Source organism: Clostridium sp. HMP27 (assembly GCF_000765165.1).
Taxonomy (GTDB): domain Bacteria; phylum Bacillota; class Clostridia; order Clostridiales; family Clostridiaceae; genus Clostridium_AK.
The window spans coordinates 1-12,952 of sequence record NZ_JMFY01000036.1; the positions used below are offsets into that span (position 1 = coordinate 1).

16 protein-coding genes are annotated in these 12,952 nt (G+C 29.8%); 8 read left to right on the top strand and 8 right to left on the bottom strand.

Annotation, left to right across the window (positions count from 1 at the left end; genetic code table 11):
- Nucleotides 1–430 precede the first annotated feature (430 nt).
- Nucleotides 431–3,331, top strand: a complete 2,901-nt coding sequence (locus tag DP68_RS15570) for a DEAD/DEAH box helicase (protein ID WP_035311169.1) — start codon at nucleotides 431–433, stop codon at nucleotides 3,329–3,331.
- A gap of 324 nt (nucleotides 3,332–3,655) precedes the next feature.
- On the opposite strand, the gene DP68_RS15575 is transcribed toward DP68_RS15570, so the two are convergent.
- From DP68_RS15575 to DP68_RS15605, 7 genes are all read right to left on the bottom strand, one after another.
- Nucleotides 3,656–3,871: a DUF2922 domain-containing protein gene (locus DP68_RS15575; RefSeq protein ID WP_035311170.1), complete on the bottom strand. Its 216-nt coding sequence runs from the start codon at nucleotides 3,869–3,871 to the stop codon at nucleotides 3,656–3,658.
- 125 nt (nucleotides 3,872–3,996) lie between these two features.
- A complete protein-coding gene (locus DP68_RS15580) occupies nucleotides 3,997–4,215 on the bottom strand; it encodes a DUF1659 domain-containing protein (protein WP_035311172.1) in 219 nt (72 codons plus the stop codon).
- A gap of 307 nt (nucleotides 4,216–4,522) precedes the next feature.
- The gene (locus tag DP68_RS15585; RefSeq protein WP_035311174.1) at nucleotides 4,523–4,705 is read right to left on the bottom strand and encodes a hypothetical protein; all 183 of its coding nucleotides are present in this window, start codon (nucleotides 4,703–4,705) and stop codon (nucleotides 4,523–4,525) included.
- Nucleotides 4,706–4,711: 6 nt separating this feature from the next.
- Nucleotides 4,712–5,224, bottom strand: a complete 513-nt coding sequence (locus DP68_RS15590; protein ID WP_035311175.1) for an N-acetyltransferase — start codon at nucleotides 5,222–5,224, stop codon at nucleotides 4,712–4,714.
- Nucleotides 5,225–5,363: 139 nt separating this feature from the next.
- A complete protein-coding gene (locus DP68_RS19055; RefSeq protein WP_052085845.1) occupies nucleotides 5,364–5,918 on the bottom strand; it encodes a sigma-70 family RNA polymerase sigma factor in 555 nt (184 codons plus the stop codon).
- A gap of 22 nt (nucleotides 5,919–5,940) precedes the next feature.
- Complete coding sequence (locus tag DP68_RS15600; protein ID WP_035311177.1) at nucleotides 5,941–6,600, bottom strand: hypothetical protein; 660 nt, start codon at nucleotides 6,598–6,600, stop codon at nucleotides 5,941–5,943.
- Between the two features lie 444 nt (nucleotides 6,601–7,044).
- Entirely contained in the window at nucleotides 7,045–7,242 is a 198-nt protein-coding gene (locus tag DP68_RS15605; RefSeq protein WP_035311180.1) for a hypothetical protein, read from the bottom strand.
- A gap of 252 nt (nucleotides 7,243–7,494) precedes the next feature.
- Between DP68_RS15605 and DP68_RS15610 the strand changes: the two genes are divergently transcribed.
- Both DP68_RS15610 and dnaB read left to right on the top strand, forming a co-directional pair.
- The gene (locus tag DP68_RS15610) at nucleotides 7,495–8,391 is read left to right on the top strand and encodes a DnaD domain protein (RefSeq protein ID WP_052085846.1); all 897 of its coding nucleotides are present in this window, start codon (nucleotides 7,495–7,497) and stop codon (nucleotides 8,389–8,391) included.
- Nucleotides 8,392–8,402: 11 nt separating this feature from the next.
- Complete coding sequence (gene dnaB, locus DP68_RS15615) at nucleotides 8,403–9,692, top strand: replicative DNA helicase (RefSeq protein ID WP_035311181.1); 1,290 nt, start codon at nucleotides 8,403–8,405, stop codon at nucleotides 9,690–9,692.
- 247 nt (nucleotides 9,693–9,939) lie between these two features.
- Here dnaB and DP68_RS15620 read toward each other — a convergent pair whose 3' ends face one another.
- Entirely contained in the window at nucleotides 9,940–10,260 is a 321-nt protein-coding gene (locus tag DP68_RS15620) for a DUF3784 domain-containing protein (RefSeq protein WP_035311183.1), read from the bottom strand.
- 204 nt (nucleotides 10,261–10,464) lie between these two features.
- On the opposite strand from DP68_RS15620, the gene DP68_RS15625 reads away from it, so the two are divergent.
- The 5 genes from DP68_RS15625 to DP68_RS15645 all read left to right on the top strand — a co-directional run bounded on the left by DP68_RS15625 (nucleotide 10,465) and on the right by DP68_RS15645 (nucleotide 12,779).
- Nucleotides 10,465–10,896 (top strand): nucleotidyltransferase domain-containing protein, encoded by a 432-nt coding sequence (locus DP68_RS15625; RefSeq protein WP_035311185.1) that lies wholly within the window; start codon nucleotides 10,465–10,467, stop codon nucleotides 10,894–10,896.
- On the top strand, nucleotides 10,893–11,318 hold the full coding sequence (locus DP68_RS15630; protein ID WP_035311186.1) for a hypothetical protein: 426 nt from the start codon (nucleotides 10,893–10,895) through the stop codon (nucleotides 11,316–11,318). Before DP68_RS15625 ends, DP68_RS15630 begins: the two co-directional genes overlap by 4 nt.
- A 152-nt stretch (nucleotides 11,319–11,470) precedes the next feature.
- Complete coding sequence (locus DP68_RS15635) at nucleotides 11,471–11,869, top strand: hypothetical protein (RefSeq protein WP_035311188.1); 399 nt, start codon at nucleotides 11,471–11,473, stop codon at nucleotides 11,867–11,869.
- Between the two features lie 110 nt (nucleotides 11,870–11,979).
- Nucleotides 11,980–12,180, top strand: coding sequence for a hypothetical protein (locus tag DP68_RS15640; protein WP_035311191.1), 201 nt, complete (start codon nucleotides 11,980–11,982; stop codon nucleotides 12,178–12,180).
- A gap of 104 nt (nucleotides 12,181–12,284) precedes the next feature.
- Nucleotides 12,285–12,779: an aminoglycoside nucleotidyltransferase gene (locus DP68_RS15645; RefSeq protein WP_035311192.1), complete on the top strand. Its 495-nt coding sequence runs from the start codon at nucleotides 12,285–12,287 to the stop codon at nucleotides 12,777–12,779.
- Nucleotides 12,780–12,952: the final 173 nt, after the last annotated feature.

The following is a 12,952-nucleotide window of genomic DNA, read 5'->3' on the forward strand; positions in this document are numbered from 1 at the left end:
TATTTTTATGTCGACATGTTTACACATACCGATAGCAATAAAAATGCTGTGGATATGTTTCCGAGAACAGACAGTTCGAAAGACATTCATTCTGTCCTCTCGAGCCATCCAGTATGGGGAAATATATCAATGTAGAGGTGTGCACCTTTTAGCAATAATATATACAATTTAGCGCTAATCGAAACTAATTTTTAGCCTAAAATTATCCCCGAATTATATCAATAGTAATTGGGAGATTAACACTAAAAAAGGTAAGAGATAGAGTAGTCCTTATAGATAAAGAATTGAAAAAGATTAAAGAAATACTTATACATCAGAGCAAGCCCCTGATGTTTTTTTATGAAATTTAAAGGTAAATACCCATTTCTGTAGAATAATGAAACTATAATATCTAATCCTATATACAAACTTAAGTTATGAGGTAAGATACATGAACAACATAGCAGAAACTGTTATTCCTAATAAAATAATTGAAAATGAATCAGCAATTGTAGAACCTAAAAATATTGATAATAATGGATACCTTATAAATAACAAATTAATAGTGAACTCTGAAAGTGGAAACTTATTAAATGAATTAAAAAGATGCTTAAATGAATGTGAAAGGTTTTATTTTAGTGTGGCCTTTATTAATTTTAGTGGGCTTCAGCTTTTATTAGATACTTTTAAAGAATTAAAACTAAAAGGTGTAAGTGGCAAAATAATTACTTCAACTTATTTAAACTTTACAGAACCTAAGGCTTTGGAAAGGATAAAAGCTTTTAATAATATAGATTTAAAGGTTTTTATTGCAGATAAAGATAAGGGTTTTCATACAAAAGCTTATATATTTGAAAACAAGGATGAATACAAGATCATCATAGGATCTTCAAACATTACCCAAAGGGCATTGAAAAGCAATATTGAATGGAATGTTAGGGTGATTTCTAAGAAGGATGATAACTTCATTAAAGATGTATTAAAAGAATATGATAACCTTTGGAACTGTACGGAAATTGCAGATGAAGAATTTATAGAAAACTATAGTAGGTTTATAAAAGAAATTAAGAAAATAGATAAATCTAAAAAGGTAGAATTTGAAAACTATAAAATAATAAAACCTAATTCAATGCAAATAAAAGCCATGGATAATTTAAATAGGTTAAGAGTATCTGGAGAAAATAGAGCACTGGTTATAGCTGCAACGGGAACAGGGAAAACATATATGTCAGCTTTTGATGTTTTAAACTTTAAACCTGAAAAGATGCTGTTTATAGTTCATAGAGAAGATATATTAAAAAGCGCAGAGAGGACATTTAAAAGATTAAATAAAAATAAATCAAGAACAACAGGTTTCTTAACAGGAGGCCAAAAGGATATTACTGCAGATTATTTGTTTTCCACAATACAATCTTTAAATAATAGCTTACATGAATTTAGCAGAGAAGAATTTGAATATATCATTATTGATGAAGCACATCATTCCACGAGTCCCAGCTATAAAAGAGTTATAGAATACTTTAAACCAAAGTTTTTACTTGGTATGACTGCCACACCAGAGAGAAGTGATGGGGATGGTATATTTGACTTGTTTAACAATAATATTGCTTTAGAAGTTAGACTTCGTGAAGCTTTAAATTTGGACTTAGTTATTCCATTTCATTATTTCGGCATAACTGATATAGAAGATATAGACTTAAGTGATGTTAACTTAAAGGATATTGATGAAATTGCTAAAAGGTTACAGGTGAATCAAAGAGTTGACCTTATAGTTGAAAAGATGAACTTCTATGGCTATGATGGAGAAAAATTAAAAGCTGTAGGCTTTTGTGCAAACATAGAACACGCTGAATATATGGCAGCAGAATTTAATAAAAGAGACATTAAAAGTGTATGCTTAACAGGAAACAATTCACCGCAGGAAAGAGAAGAGTACATAAAGAAGTTAGAATCTGACGAGGATGAGCTTAAAGTGATTTTTACTGTGGATATTTTTAATGAAGGTGTAGACATACCCTCCATTAATTTAGTATTAATGCTTAGACCTACAAATTCACCAATAGTATTTATACAGCAATTAGGCAGGGGCTTAAGAAAACATGAAAGCAAAAGCTTTTTAACTGTACTAGATTTTATAGGAAATCATAACAAAGTTTTTTTAATTGCCATAGCCTTAAATGGTTCTAGATATTACGATAAGGATAGTTTAAGAGTAGCTGTAGCAACGGAATTTGCTAGTTTACCAGGATGCACAAATATTCAAATGGATAGAATTTCTCAAGAAAGAATATTAGAGCAGTTAAGTGAAGAAAACTTTAATTCTATGAAATATCTAAAAGAAGAATATACTGAATTTAAAAGAATGAGAAATGGGAAAGTTCCATATTTATTAATGGATTATGTAAGATATGATGGGTCACCAGATCCAACTAAATTTATAAATAAAGAAAAAACCTATTTAGGATTTGTAGCAAAAGTAGAAAAGGACGAAGAGCTCCAAAATCTTTTATTAAATGATAGTTTCTTTAAAATTATTAAAGAATTATCAAGTAGCATTCCAATAAAAAGAGTTTATGAATATGCAATAATTAGATATTTACTAAATAATTCTGAAATAACTCTAGAGCAGGGAAAAAATGAAGTACTAAAGTATATAAAGGCTGTGGATAATGAAAGTATTGAACATACCTTTAAATATTTAAATCAGGATTATTATGATTCAGCACGGCTTAAAAGTAATGTTAAGTGTTTTAATTATATAGATGGAGTATTAAAAAATACAGATGAATTTTTAACTGTAATTAATAATAAAAAATATAAAGTATACATTGAAGATATTATAAATTATGGCCTTATAAGATATGAAAAGGAATTTGGCGATACCTACTATGGCGTGCCATTTTTTAAGTTATATGAACAGTATCAAATGATAGATACAGCACTATTATCTAATTATACTAAAATCCACAGCTCATTTAGAGGCAGCGGCCTTATAACTAATGGAAAAGAGTACTTTTTATTTATAGATTTGCATAAGGAAGAGGATATTAAGGAAAGCATAAATTATCAAGATAAGTTTATAAGTAGAAAGCTTTTTCAATGGCAAAGTCCAAACAGCACAGCCCAATCATCTGAAAGAGGGCAAAATATCATACGTAATAAAGAAAGAGAAGTTAATCTACACTTATTTGTTAGAAAGTATAGAGAAATAGATGGAGCTGTAGAACCCTACATCTATATAGGCAAAGGAAGTACTATTAAATATCATGGGGAAAAGCCTATAACAGTTTTACTAGAATTAGAAAATGAAATACCAAGCAGCTTATATGTGGAATTTAATAAAAAGGTGTAGAGTATACATTACCTTTAATTATAGTACAAAATCCAGTTTATAGAGGAATAATCAGTTATGAAAATAGTATATAAGAATGCGCTTTTGTATACTTCCTGAACAAAATGGATATCTTCATATGGAAGAAAATTGTCATGTACATATAAAAGCCTCATTGGTGGCCCAAGAAGCAGAACATTTTATGTAAAAGTAATTTAGAAAGAAGAGAGTTTTAAATAAAACTCTCTTCTTTAATTATTTATATAATGGCAGCGCCCCCTAGGGAATGGACTTACCGCCTTGCATAGGTTATAAAAGGTTACTATTTTATTTCATAGGTAATAATTATAATGTTATCTCAGTTTTTTCTCTGTCCACTACATAAGCACCGCTTTTGCTAGCGAGATCTCCATCTTTTGTTTCAAAGACATTTTGGGCAATTATAGTGTCCATAAGGGTATTAGCCTCTGCAGCAGTTACTGCATCTTTTATATTGTTTACTGTGATGCTGGTCTTCTTTCCTCCAACATTCACAAAGGATAAAACTAAACTCTTAGCCATAAATCATTCCTCCTCTTTTTTAGGTATTAGTTACTAGTATAGGATGAAATTTTGCAAGGAAAAATTTCTACATTACTTAACTCCTAGTACCTTGGGCCTAGCACCTTAGCATAAGGCCTTTGGTCTTATGCTAAAACACTGTCTTCTTGTTTCTTAGTATATAAAACTGGATTTTTAAGTACTGGAGATATTGCCTGTGCAACAGCATTTAAAGCATCATCAGTAGCAGTAGTTTTAATTTTAGAGAATCTTTGACTTCCAATGACATCCTTGCCCTCGTCATCAGTTCCCACTACATATTCAAGAATTAAAGACTTTTTAACCATATCAGCTGTAACAGCCATACTATCAACTCCTTTCACTATTTAATATGCAGAAAGAAGGAAAGTGAGAAAAAATTGCAAACAATTTTTGTTAGGGGATAGGAATTAGGGATTAGCGACTTCATTACATAAAAAAACTACAGAAACCTGTGTATATAGATTTCTGTAGTTTTCCTACCGGACTATCGCCAAATTTTTGTATTATTTTTTCTGAGATGTATCTTTTCTAAACGCTACTTTTACCTTTAACTGTTCGCTTTAAATGTAACATTTTCGCATAGCTCCGTTTTTTAAGGGGTCCGTCGTACCTGCTGGCCACACTTGCTTCTTATTTTATAATTAACGTTATTTTGCCATTTGACTTATGAACTTGAATTTTTTCTTTTGAGTCTCGTATAAACTTATCACGCTTATATATTACATCTGGATCTAAGCTTTTCATTTTATAATTGAAGTTCTTAGCAGTCTCTCCTGTTAAAATTATTGATCTATCTCTTCTTTCTATAGCCATGATTGCTTACACCTCCTCATCAAAATAATCTATTACTAATTCAGTATCTCTAAAATCTATAAACATTGGTACAGTAACATCATATTCATTTATACTTTCTTCGCTATCAATATATTGAAATCCTCTATCTTTATACCAATTTACCTTTTCCTTTACTGCATCTATAATTAAACATCTGCAACCGACAAATTCTGAAAGTTCTTGGCACTGTGGTGTTATATACTCTAGTATTGTTGAGCCTATACCATTAGATTGAAATTTACAATCCACAGCTAAACATTTTAAGCATACTACTGGATAGATATTATCATCATAGTCCACTGGTATCTTTACCTCTCTAAATTCCAATGTAAAAAATGCAGCAACTTGATTATTTATTTTTACCAACTTAGTATTAGAAAAATGCATCATATGCTCATAATATGCTTGTCTTTTTAGGTATGTATCTAGAGAAGGATTATTACTATTAAAATTGTCTAATTCAACACCTGTAGTTATGTCAATTAATTCTAGTTCCATGTTTATACTTCCTTTGTTAACTAACCTTGTCTTATTAATATTAATTATACCCCAATTTAATCATCTATACAACAATTGTTGATTTATAATTAAAACTGACTCTATAGCGAAGGCCTTAGCTGAGCTTGCTAACAACTGGTTACTGAAAGCCTTCTCTAAGCTTTTGCAGCACCTTCTGTATTTTGTATCTTCCCTGATAATAAGTAATTCCTTTTAGCTCCGTATATTCTTTTAGACTTTTCTTATCAAAATACACCCATTTTATTAATTCCTTTTCTTCTTTATTTAAGAGTTTTAAGACTTCTTTTAACCTTTTTACATCTTCCTTTTTTACAAAATCCTCTTCTAAGTTAAATTTGCCTTCTATGCTGTCAGCTAGGGTTAATCCACCACCGGTTTCAAACTCCATACTGTATTCTCCGTTATGCCGAGCTTCTTGTCTTATAAGATAATAAAAGTTTCTTTTGATTGAAGCTAAAGCATAGTAATTAAAGTTTTTATTTAAAGGCTTGTACATCTTTATGGCTTTCATAAGACTTACATAACCTATTTGAATTAAATCATCTATATCATAACCCTTTACATATATACAGTGGGCTTGTTTTAAAATGTAGGGCTTAAAATATATAAATAAATCTTCTAAAGATTTTTTATCTCCTCCTTGGGCTTTAAGAGCTGATTCTTCTAAATCCATATATAAATCTCCTTATATCTAGTTATTTATTTTTTATATAAGAAAACACTTCAGGAATTAACTTAGCTTCTTCAGGATGACTTTTCTTCCATAGAAGCATTCTATAGGAGATATGTTCTCTAAATCTGGTTATTCTTTTTTTAGAAGTTTCCTCATCAATTTTTTCAACAGCTGCATAAAATTTTGTTGAAATATCTCCATAACGCAAAATAAAATTTAGTACATCTTTATCAGTACTCGTAAGTTTATTCATTACAGAACTTGGAATGGGGTTGTAGGATATATAATCCCATAGGGATTTTGTATAATGAGCCATTTGAGCTATTTTATCCATATATATTTCCTGTGAATAGGAGCTCTGAAGAGGTTTATATATACGTTTGCATAATCTTAAATATAATGCTCTTTTTTTATTTTTTATAAAGTTATTAACAGCTGCCTTTGAATAGCACAATATTTCTACAAAGCTTTTAGGTTCGGTTTTATTTAGTAAACCATAAACTTTTAAATATATATCAAGTTTTAAATCCTCTTTATCATAATAAGTAAATAAATCCTTAATATATTCCTTATTAACTTTTGCATTAACAAACTCAATCATTTGTTTAGTGTAATCTAAATACTCATCTTCTTCTAATACTACTAATTCTTTTACAATTGATTCAATTTCACCATAATTCATAATTAACACCCCTCAGCTATAATTTTACAAATTAAAATAAAATTCTCATATATAACTATATAAGACACTTCGGCTTAAAAAAAAGGGACAGAATTTAAAAAAAAGAATAAAAAAAATTAAAAAGAAGTTTTTTTAGGTTTTTTGTCCCATTTTTTCTAAGTTAAGTGTCATATATATACAAATAGAAACAATTGGAACGGATAAGAGCTGTGATAAGTACTAGGGAGAATATAAAATGTGCAAAGAAAAGTAATTAAATAAATTCATGGAGAAGAGCCTATAACAGTTTGTCTAAGATTAGAAAGTGAAGTGATGAATAGCTTACATGTAGAATTTAATAAGAAGGTGTAGAGCATATACTAGCTTTAATTAATAATACAAAATCTAGCTTATAGTAGATGCTAGGGCATAGGTATTAGCACCTATGCCTAATTACTATTATGATTAGCCACCATCGTTTTCGTTTGTGTATTTATAGGTTCCATTTTTGTTAGTAGTTCTGTTTGTTTTTGCTTTCATTTCTTTATCGCCACAATCTAGTGCATCAGACATTATAGGAAGTAAATTTTTGTCGCCCATAGCTAGTGGCTTACCTAGCATCGAATTTGTATCTGCGTTCCGGGAAAAATTATTAGTATCCATAATAAAACCCTCCTTATAAAAGGCTTCTTTTATAGTATGGAGAGTGTTGATCAAAGTATTAGTTGAAAGTTATTGATAAGCTATTAATATTTGGATGATAGTGTAAAAAATTACAATTTAAAACTTAGGATTAATTTAAAGAGAAAATTTATATAACAGATATTTTATTGAAAAATTTTAATTTTTCACAGCAATCTTTATATTTTTGCATATTAAATATATAGGTAGAAATTTTTTGGAGGTGGATTACTTATGGCACTATATAGACAATTACAATTATCATTTTGGGGAGATGCTTTTGTTATGGATTTAACACCGGAGGAGAAGTTTTTTTATGTTTACTTGCTTCAATGCACCAATACTAAACAATGTGGAATCTTTGAACTTCCTAAAAGAACTATTGAATATGAGACAGGCTATAATAGGGAAACTGTGAGCAAGCTACTAGAGAGATTTATCACCTATGGCAAAATAGAATATTGCGAAGAAACTAAAGAAATAATGATTTTAAATTGGATAAAATACAATTTTATAAACAGCAGAAACACAATAAAGTGTATAAATAAGGAAATAAAAGAAATTAAACATAGGGAATTTGTGGACAAATTATATGAGCTATGTGAAAAATTAGGATACCCTATACATTTAATTTTTGATGGAGTAGAGGACTTTCAGGAAAAAATAAGGGGCTTACAAGGGGCTTATAAGGACCTAGGGGAAGAAGAAATTAAAAAAGAAATTGAAGAAGTAGAAGAAAAAGAAGAAGCAGAAGAAATAATAAGGAACTCTGCTGCTGATGTTTATGGGGATGAGGCTCATGAGGAAGAAAATACAGGTATCGGTGAAGTTGTACAGGTGTTCAATAACAATATTCACCCAATAACTCCTATAGAGTTTGAAAGTCTTAAGGATTGGAGTGAGGATATGAGCTGTGATTCTATAATTTTGGCTATTAAAGAGGCAGCCTATCATAATGCTCGAAGTATGAAATACATAGACTCTATTTTAAATAATTGGTATAGTCTTGGTCTTACAACGGGTGAAGGAGTTTTAGCTTATCAAAGGGACTGGAAGGATAAAAATAAAGATAAGTGCAGTGAAATTAAATTTGAAGGTGCTAATGCTGAAGCTTATGTATACGTAGAGTAGGGGTGACTTAGGTGGATATTAATAGGTTTTATAATCTAGAGGCAGAAGTGAACATTTTAGGTGCTATTCTTAAGAACAATAATGCCCTTTGCAGTGTTATTGACCTTTTAGACAGCGATGATTTTTACAATACAAGGCATAAACTTATTTATGGCGCTATAGTGAATTTATATGAGAAGAGCACTCCTATAGACTTAGTTACTCTTAGTGATAAATTAGGTGAAAGCCTTTTAGAAGCAGGTGGAATAAGCTATTTAAGCGAAGTTTATACATCCTATCTGCCAGTATATAATGCAAAATATTATGGGGAAATAATTAAGGAGAAGTCCAATTTAAGAAAAATGATAAATCTCCTCGAATTTAAGAAAAAAGAACTTCAGGATAAAGATAAAAGCTGTGATGACATTGTGAATTCATTAGAAGATGCATTTTTAAAGCTGAGAACAAAAGATAATGTTCAGGATGGAAATACAGAAGAAGCATTAATGCAGGTTACTGAAATACTTCAGCGAAGATATGAAAATGGAGGAGATATTCCAGGCATTAGCACAGGCTATAGGTTAATTGATAAAATGCTTGGAGGACTTAATAAAGAGGAGTTTATAATACTAGCTGCAAGACCATCCATGGGGAAAACAGCTATGTCACTAAACATTGCCTTAAATACAGCAATAAATGAAAATGCAAAGGTAGCCTTTTTTAATTTAGAAATGGGAAAAAATCAAATTCTTGAGAGGGCATTATCTGCTTTAGGTGAAATAAACTGCAGCAACATAAAAACTGGAGCCTTAAAGGATGAAGAATGGGCAAAGATTATGAAAGTATCTAATGATTTATCCAGGTCAAGTCTTTATATATACGATAAGGTGTTTACCCTTAGAAGTATCATAGCTGAATGTAAAAGATTAAAAATACAAAAGGGATTGGACATTGTTATAATAGATTATTTGCAGCTCATAAACACTGAGGAGAGGTCAGAAAGCAGGAATTTAGATATATCCAAAATTTCAAGACAGTTAAAACTACTAGCTAAGGAACTAGAAATTACAATAATTGCTTTATCTCAGCTTTCAAGAGCACCAGAAGCAAGAGCTAACCATAGACCAATGCTCTCTGATCTTAGGGAATCAGGAAGCCTTGAACAGGATGCTGATGTGGTTATGTTTTTGTATAGGGATGCCTATTATAACCCAGATGCAGAGAACAAGGATATTCTTGAAAATATAGTTGCTAAGAATAGAAATGGACAAGTTGGTATAGCAAGACTTAAGTGGAAACCAGAGTATCAGAAGGTCATTTAAAAGGTGCCACCCACATGGCAAGTGGCAAGTTTAAAGTAAAGGTATTAAGACTGGAAATTATCCAAGAGATAAAATTGTTTTTAATTTTATTCTATTTAAAAGTTTTGTAGTAAACTATCTGAAGTTAAGTATGGTATATTAGGATAATTATGCAAGGAAGAAATAATATTTAAATAACCACCAATTAGTAAGGAACTAGCTGGTGGTTATTATTTTATGCCAAAATTACTCAACACACTATAAATAGCTATTTTTGAAAACTTTTGCTTGTATTTATATAAATAACTCCAGCAATTGTAACAAGGATAAATACAATGTTCACACACATTACAATAAGTTTTAAATTATCAGGCTTCAAAAGGCTAGCAATTGGAACGACTAACTGAATTAAGCCTAAAATAAAAAGAAACTTTCCCATAAATTTAGACAGTGCTTTTTCGTCTACCTTATCCTTTTGCTTTTGCGGTGCAGTATTGTATCCTGCAATTAAAAAGTTTGCTTTTCCAGTATTAATTATTAAAGCCAAAATCCATAACACAATTGGAACAATGAACAAAGTTATATTCATAGGTAGGATCTCCTTAAAATATTGATATATCATGTGCCTAATATAATTATAATATAGTTCTGATGTTATTTCATTAAATATGGTATATAATATAAGTATTGGAAGAGATAAAATTTTATTTTGCAAAGGGATAGGCTATAATCTTTGCAATAAGTGTTTTTGCGCTATTAAGGGTACATTATTCAAAAGTGGGTGAATTAATAAGTGGATAAAGCATATGATAAAGTAGAGATAATAGAAAAATTAAAGTCAGAAGAGGTATTTAACTTCATAAAAAAATATAATATCATAACCATGCTTATGTTTGGAAGTATTGTTAGTGATGACTTAGATAATGAGTTCAATGAGGAATCAGATGTGGATATAGCTCTTTTAGCCAGTAAATCAATTGAACTAGATAGTATTTTAGAAATAGAGCTGTTTTTCCAAAATCTTTTAAATAGAGAAATAGATGTTTTAGACCTTAGAAGCGAAAGCTTAGATATTTTTGTAAAGATAAGTATTTTAAATACTGGAAAGATTATTTTTACTGAAGATAATGGAATGTCTTTAGAGATTTTGTATAACGAAACTGATAGAATATATAGAGAAAATGAGAACTTTATGTATTTTAGAAAGGTAGATGTATTATCATGAATCAAGAAAGATTAAGAAAAGTTATAGAAGACATGCAGGAGTGCATTGCAGACATGGACGAGTGTTTAGACGTGCTCAAGAATAAAAAAGATGATAACCTAATTATTAAGCTCGCAAAATCAAGCTTAAGGCAGTTATTCGTTAGTTTCCATACTATACTAGAAGACTTTTTTTCAATACTTCTTAAAGATATGAAAAAGTATAAGATAGGAATATCAATACATGAAAGCTTAAACATCCTAAAAAAAGATAGAATAATAAACGAAGATATATATTTATTTCTTGAAAAATCAAGACTCATTAGAAATAGAATATCTCATAGGTACAAGGAACCTAAACACGAAGAACTACTTGAACATATTTTGAGATATAGGAATAACTTTGAGGATATAATTAGAATAGCTAAGTTATATATAGAATAAGGAATTATTTAAAAATCCGCAGCCACAAATTGTTAACTAACCAATTGGTGGCTATTATTTTGTCTTTTTATTATGATATTACGATGTTGTGAAACATTATAGTTATAACTTATAATAAACATATATTGTTAAATTTTATGGGGGTGACAAATTTGAATAAAAGATATTTACTTGAGCAGTGGAATAGATTGAGAGCTATAGATAAAGATGAAAATTTATTACATAATCACCAGAAAGATCAGTGGTGGCTGGATCATAATGCAGGGCACGGATTTATTTTAAGCATGTTAGTAGAGTATATTGATGATAAAGAGTTTCTAAAAAAGAAAGAATTAATCAGGTTACTTAATAGAGAAATAAGAAGGGCAAACTCGATAATTAAAGAGCTTGACGTTAAATGTAACCATTTTAAAAATAGTGAAGATAGGACGCCTGAAGATAGTTACATATATTCTTATAATGATGGAATTTGTTGTGAAGCTATGACGTTAAAAGATATTATAAAAAGAAAAAGACATATTAGTAAAAATGCATATATTTCTACTAAGTGATTTTAAAGGACGTTATCAGCAATGTGAAAACATTTGCTTAGTGTAATATTCTTAAGTCACATTTGTAGTATATGATGAATTAATTATAAATAGAAAAAGAGGTGATTAAAGTGAAAAATATAATAGTAAATTTAATACTTATGATATCTGGAGTGATAATTCTACTGTTAGAAACCTCCCTCTTAAAACTAAATGGAATATTAGGATGTGCATTGACAACCATAGGCGTATTGCTAATAGGAATAGGTTTATTATATAAATCTAAAAATCCACTTAAAGTAGTAGCAGAATTTTTCATGAATTTATTTTAACTATTAATTCGTAATCTTCTTATATTACGATGCAATCGTAAAATATGACGACATATGAACGATGTAAACAAATCAATAAATAGTAATTTGAATGGAGGGATTGAATGTTAAATAAAACAGATGCCATTGAGATAATAACATATGCTGAAGAAAATGGAATTAGCATTTGGATAGATGGTGGTTGGGGAGTAGATGCACTATTAGAAGTGCAAACAAGAGCACACAATGATATTGATTTATTTGTGGAAGAAAGTAACAGTAAAAAGTTTATTGGAATATTAAAAGAAAACGGCTTTACTGAAGTTACAGAATCATATACAACCACATCTCACACGGTTTGGAAGGATACTAAGGGTAGGATAATTGACCTTCATATATTTAAATTCAACGAACAAGGATACATTGTTTTTGAAGGAGAAGCATATCCCCCAGAGGTGTTTAGTGGTATTGGGAAAATAGGTGATAAAGTGGTAAGATGTATTGATGCTGAAAATCAAGTATTATTTCATTTGGGCTATGAGCATGATGAAAATGATGTGCATGATGTAAAACTATTGTGCGAGAGATTTGATATTCCTGTTCCGAATGAATACAAGTAACTAACAAATTCCAATTTATTTGTAGGGCTTATGTAACTTGAATTTATATTTAGTTCCGTCGTATCTTTCTTATATTACGACGCAATCGTAAAAAAATGCTACATATTAATGGTGTAAACAACTTAATAAATATGAATTTGTAGGGGTGATTGAAAATGATTGAAATCAAAAGG

Bases quoted from the DNA above. Each gene is read 5' to 3' on its own strand.
- DP68_RS15610 (WP_052085846.1), top strand. From the start codon at position 7,495: ATGGCACTATATAGACAATTACAATTATCATTTTGGGGAGATGCTTTT.
- DP68_RS15575 (WP_035311170.1), bottom strand. From the start codon at position 3,871: ATGGCTAAGAGTTTAGTTTTATCCTTTGTGAATGTTGGAGGAAAGAAG.
- DP68_RS15600 (WP_035311177.1), bottom strand. From the start codon at position 6,600: ATGAATTATGGTGAAATTGAATCAATTGTAAAAGAATTAGTAGTATTA.
- DP68_RS15645 (WP_035311192.1), top strand. From the start codon at position 12,285: ATGTTAAATAAAACAGATGCCATTGAGATAATAACATATGCTGAAGAA.
- DP68_RS19055 (WP_052085845.1), bottom strand. From the start codon at position 5,918: ATGGATTTAGAAGAATCAGCTCTTAAAGCCCAAGGAGGAGATAAAAAA.
- DP68_RS15585 (WP_035311174.1), bottom strand. From the start codon at position 4,705: ATGGCTATAGAAAGAAGAGATAGATCAATAATTTTAACAGGAGAGACT.
- DP68_RS15620 (WP_035311183.1), bottom strand. From the start codon at position 10,260: ATGAATATAACTTTGTTCATTGTTCCAATTGTGTTATGGATTTTGGCT.
- DP68_RS15580 (WP_035311172.1), bottom strand. From the start codon at position 4,215: ATGGCTGTTACAGCTGATATGGTTAAAAAGTCTTTAATTCTTGAATAT.
- DP68_RS15605 (WP_035311180.1), bottom strand. From the start codon at position 7,242: ATGGATACTAATAATTTTTCCCGGAACGCAGATACAAATTCGATGCTA.
- DP68_RS15590 (WP_035311175.1), bottom strand. From the start codon at position 5,224: ATGGAACTAGAATTAATTGACATAACTACAGGTGTTGAATTAGACAAT.
- DP68_RS15630 (WP_035311186.1), top strand. From the start codon at position 10,893: ATGAATCAAGAAAGATTAAGAAAAGTTATAGAAGACATGCAGGAGTGC.
- DP68_RS15570 (WP_035311169.1), top strand. From the start codon at position 431: ATGAACAACATAGCAGAAACTGTTATTCCTAATAAAATAATTGAAAAT.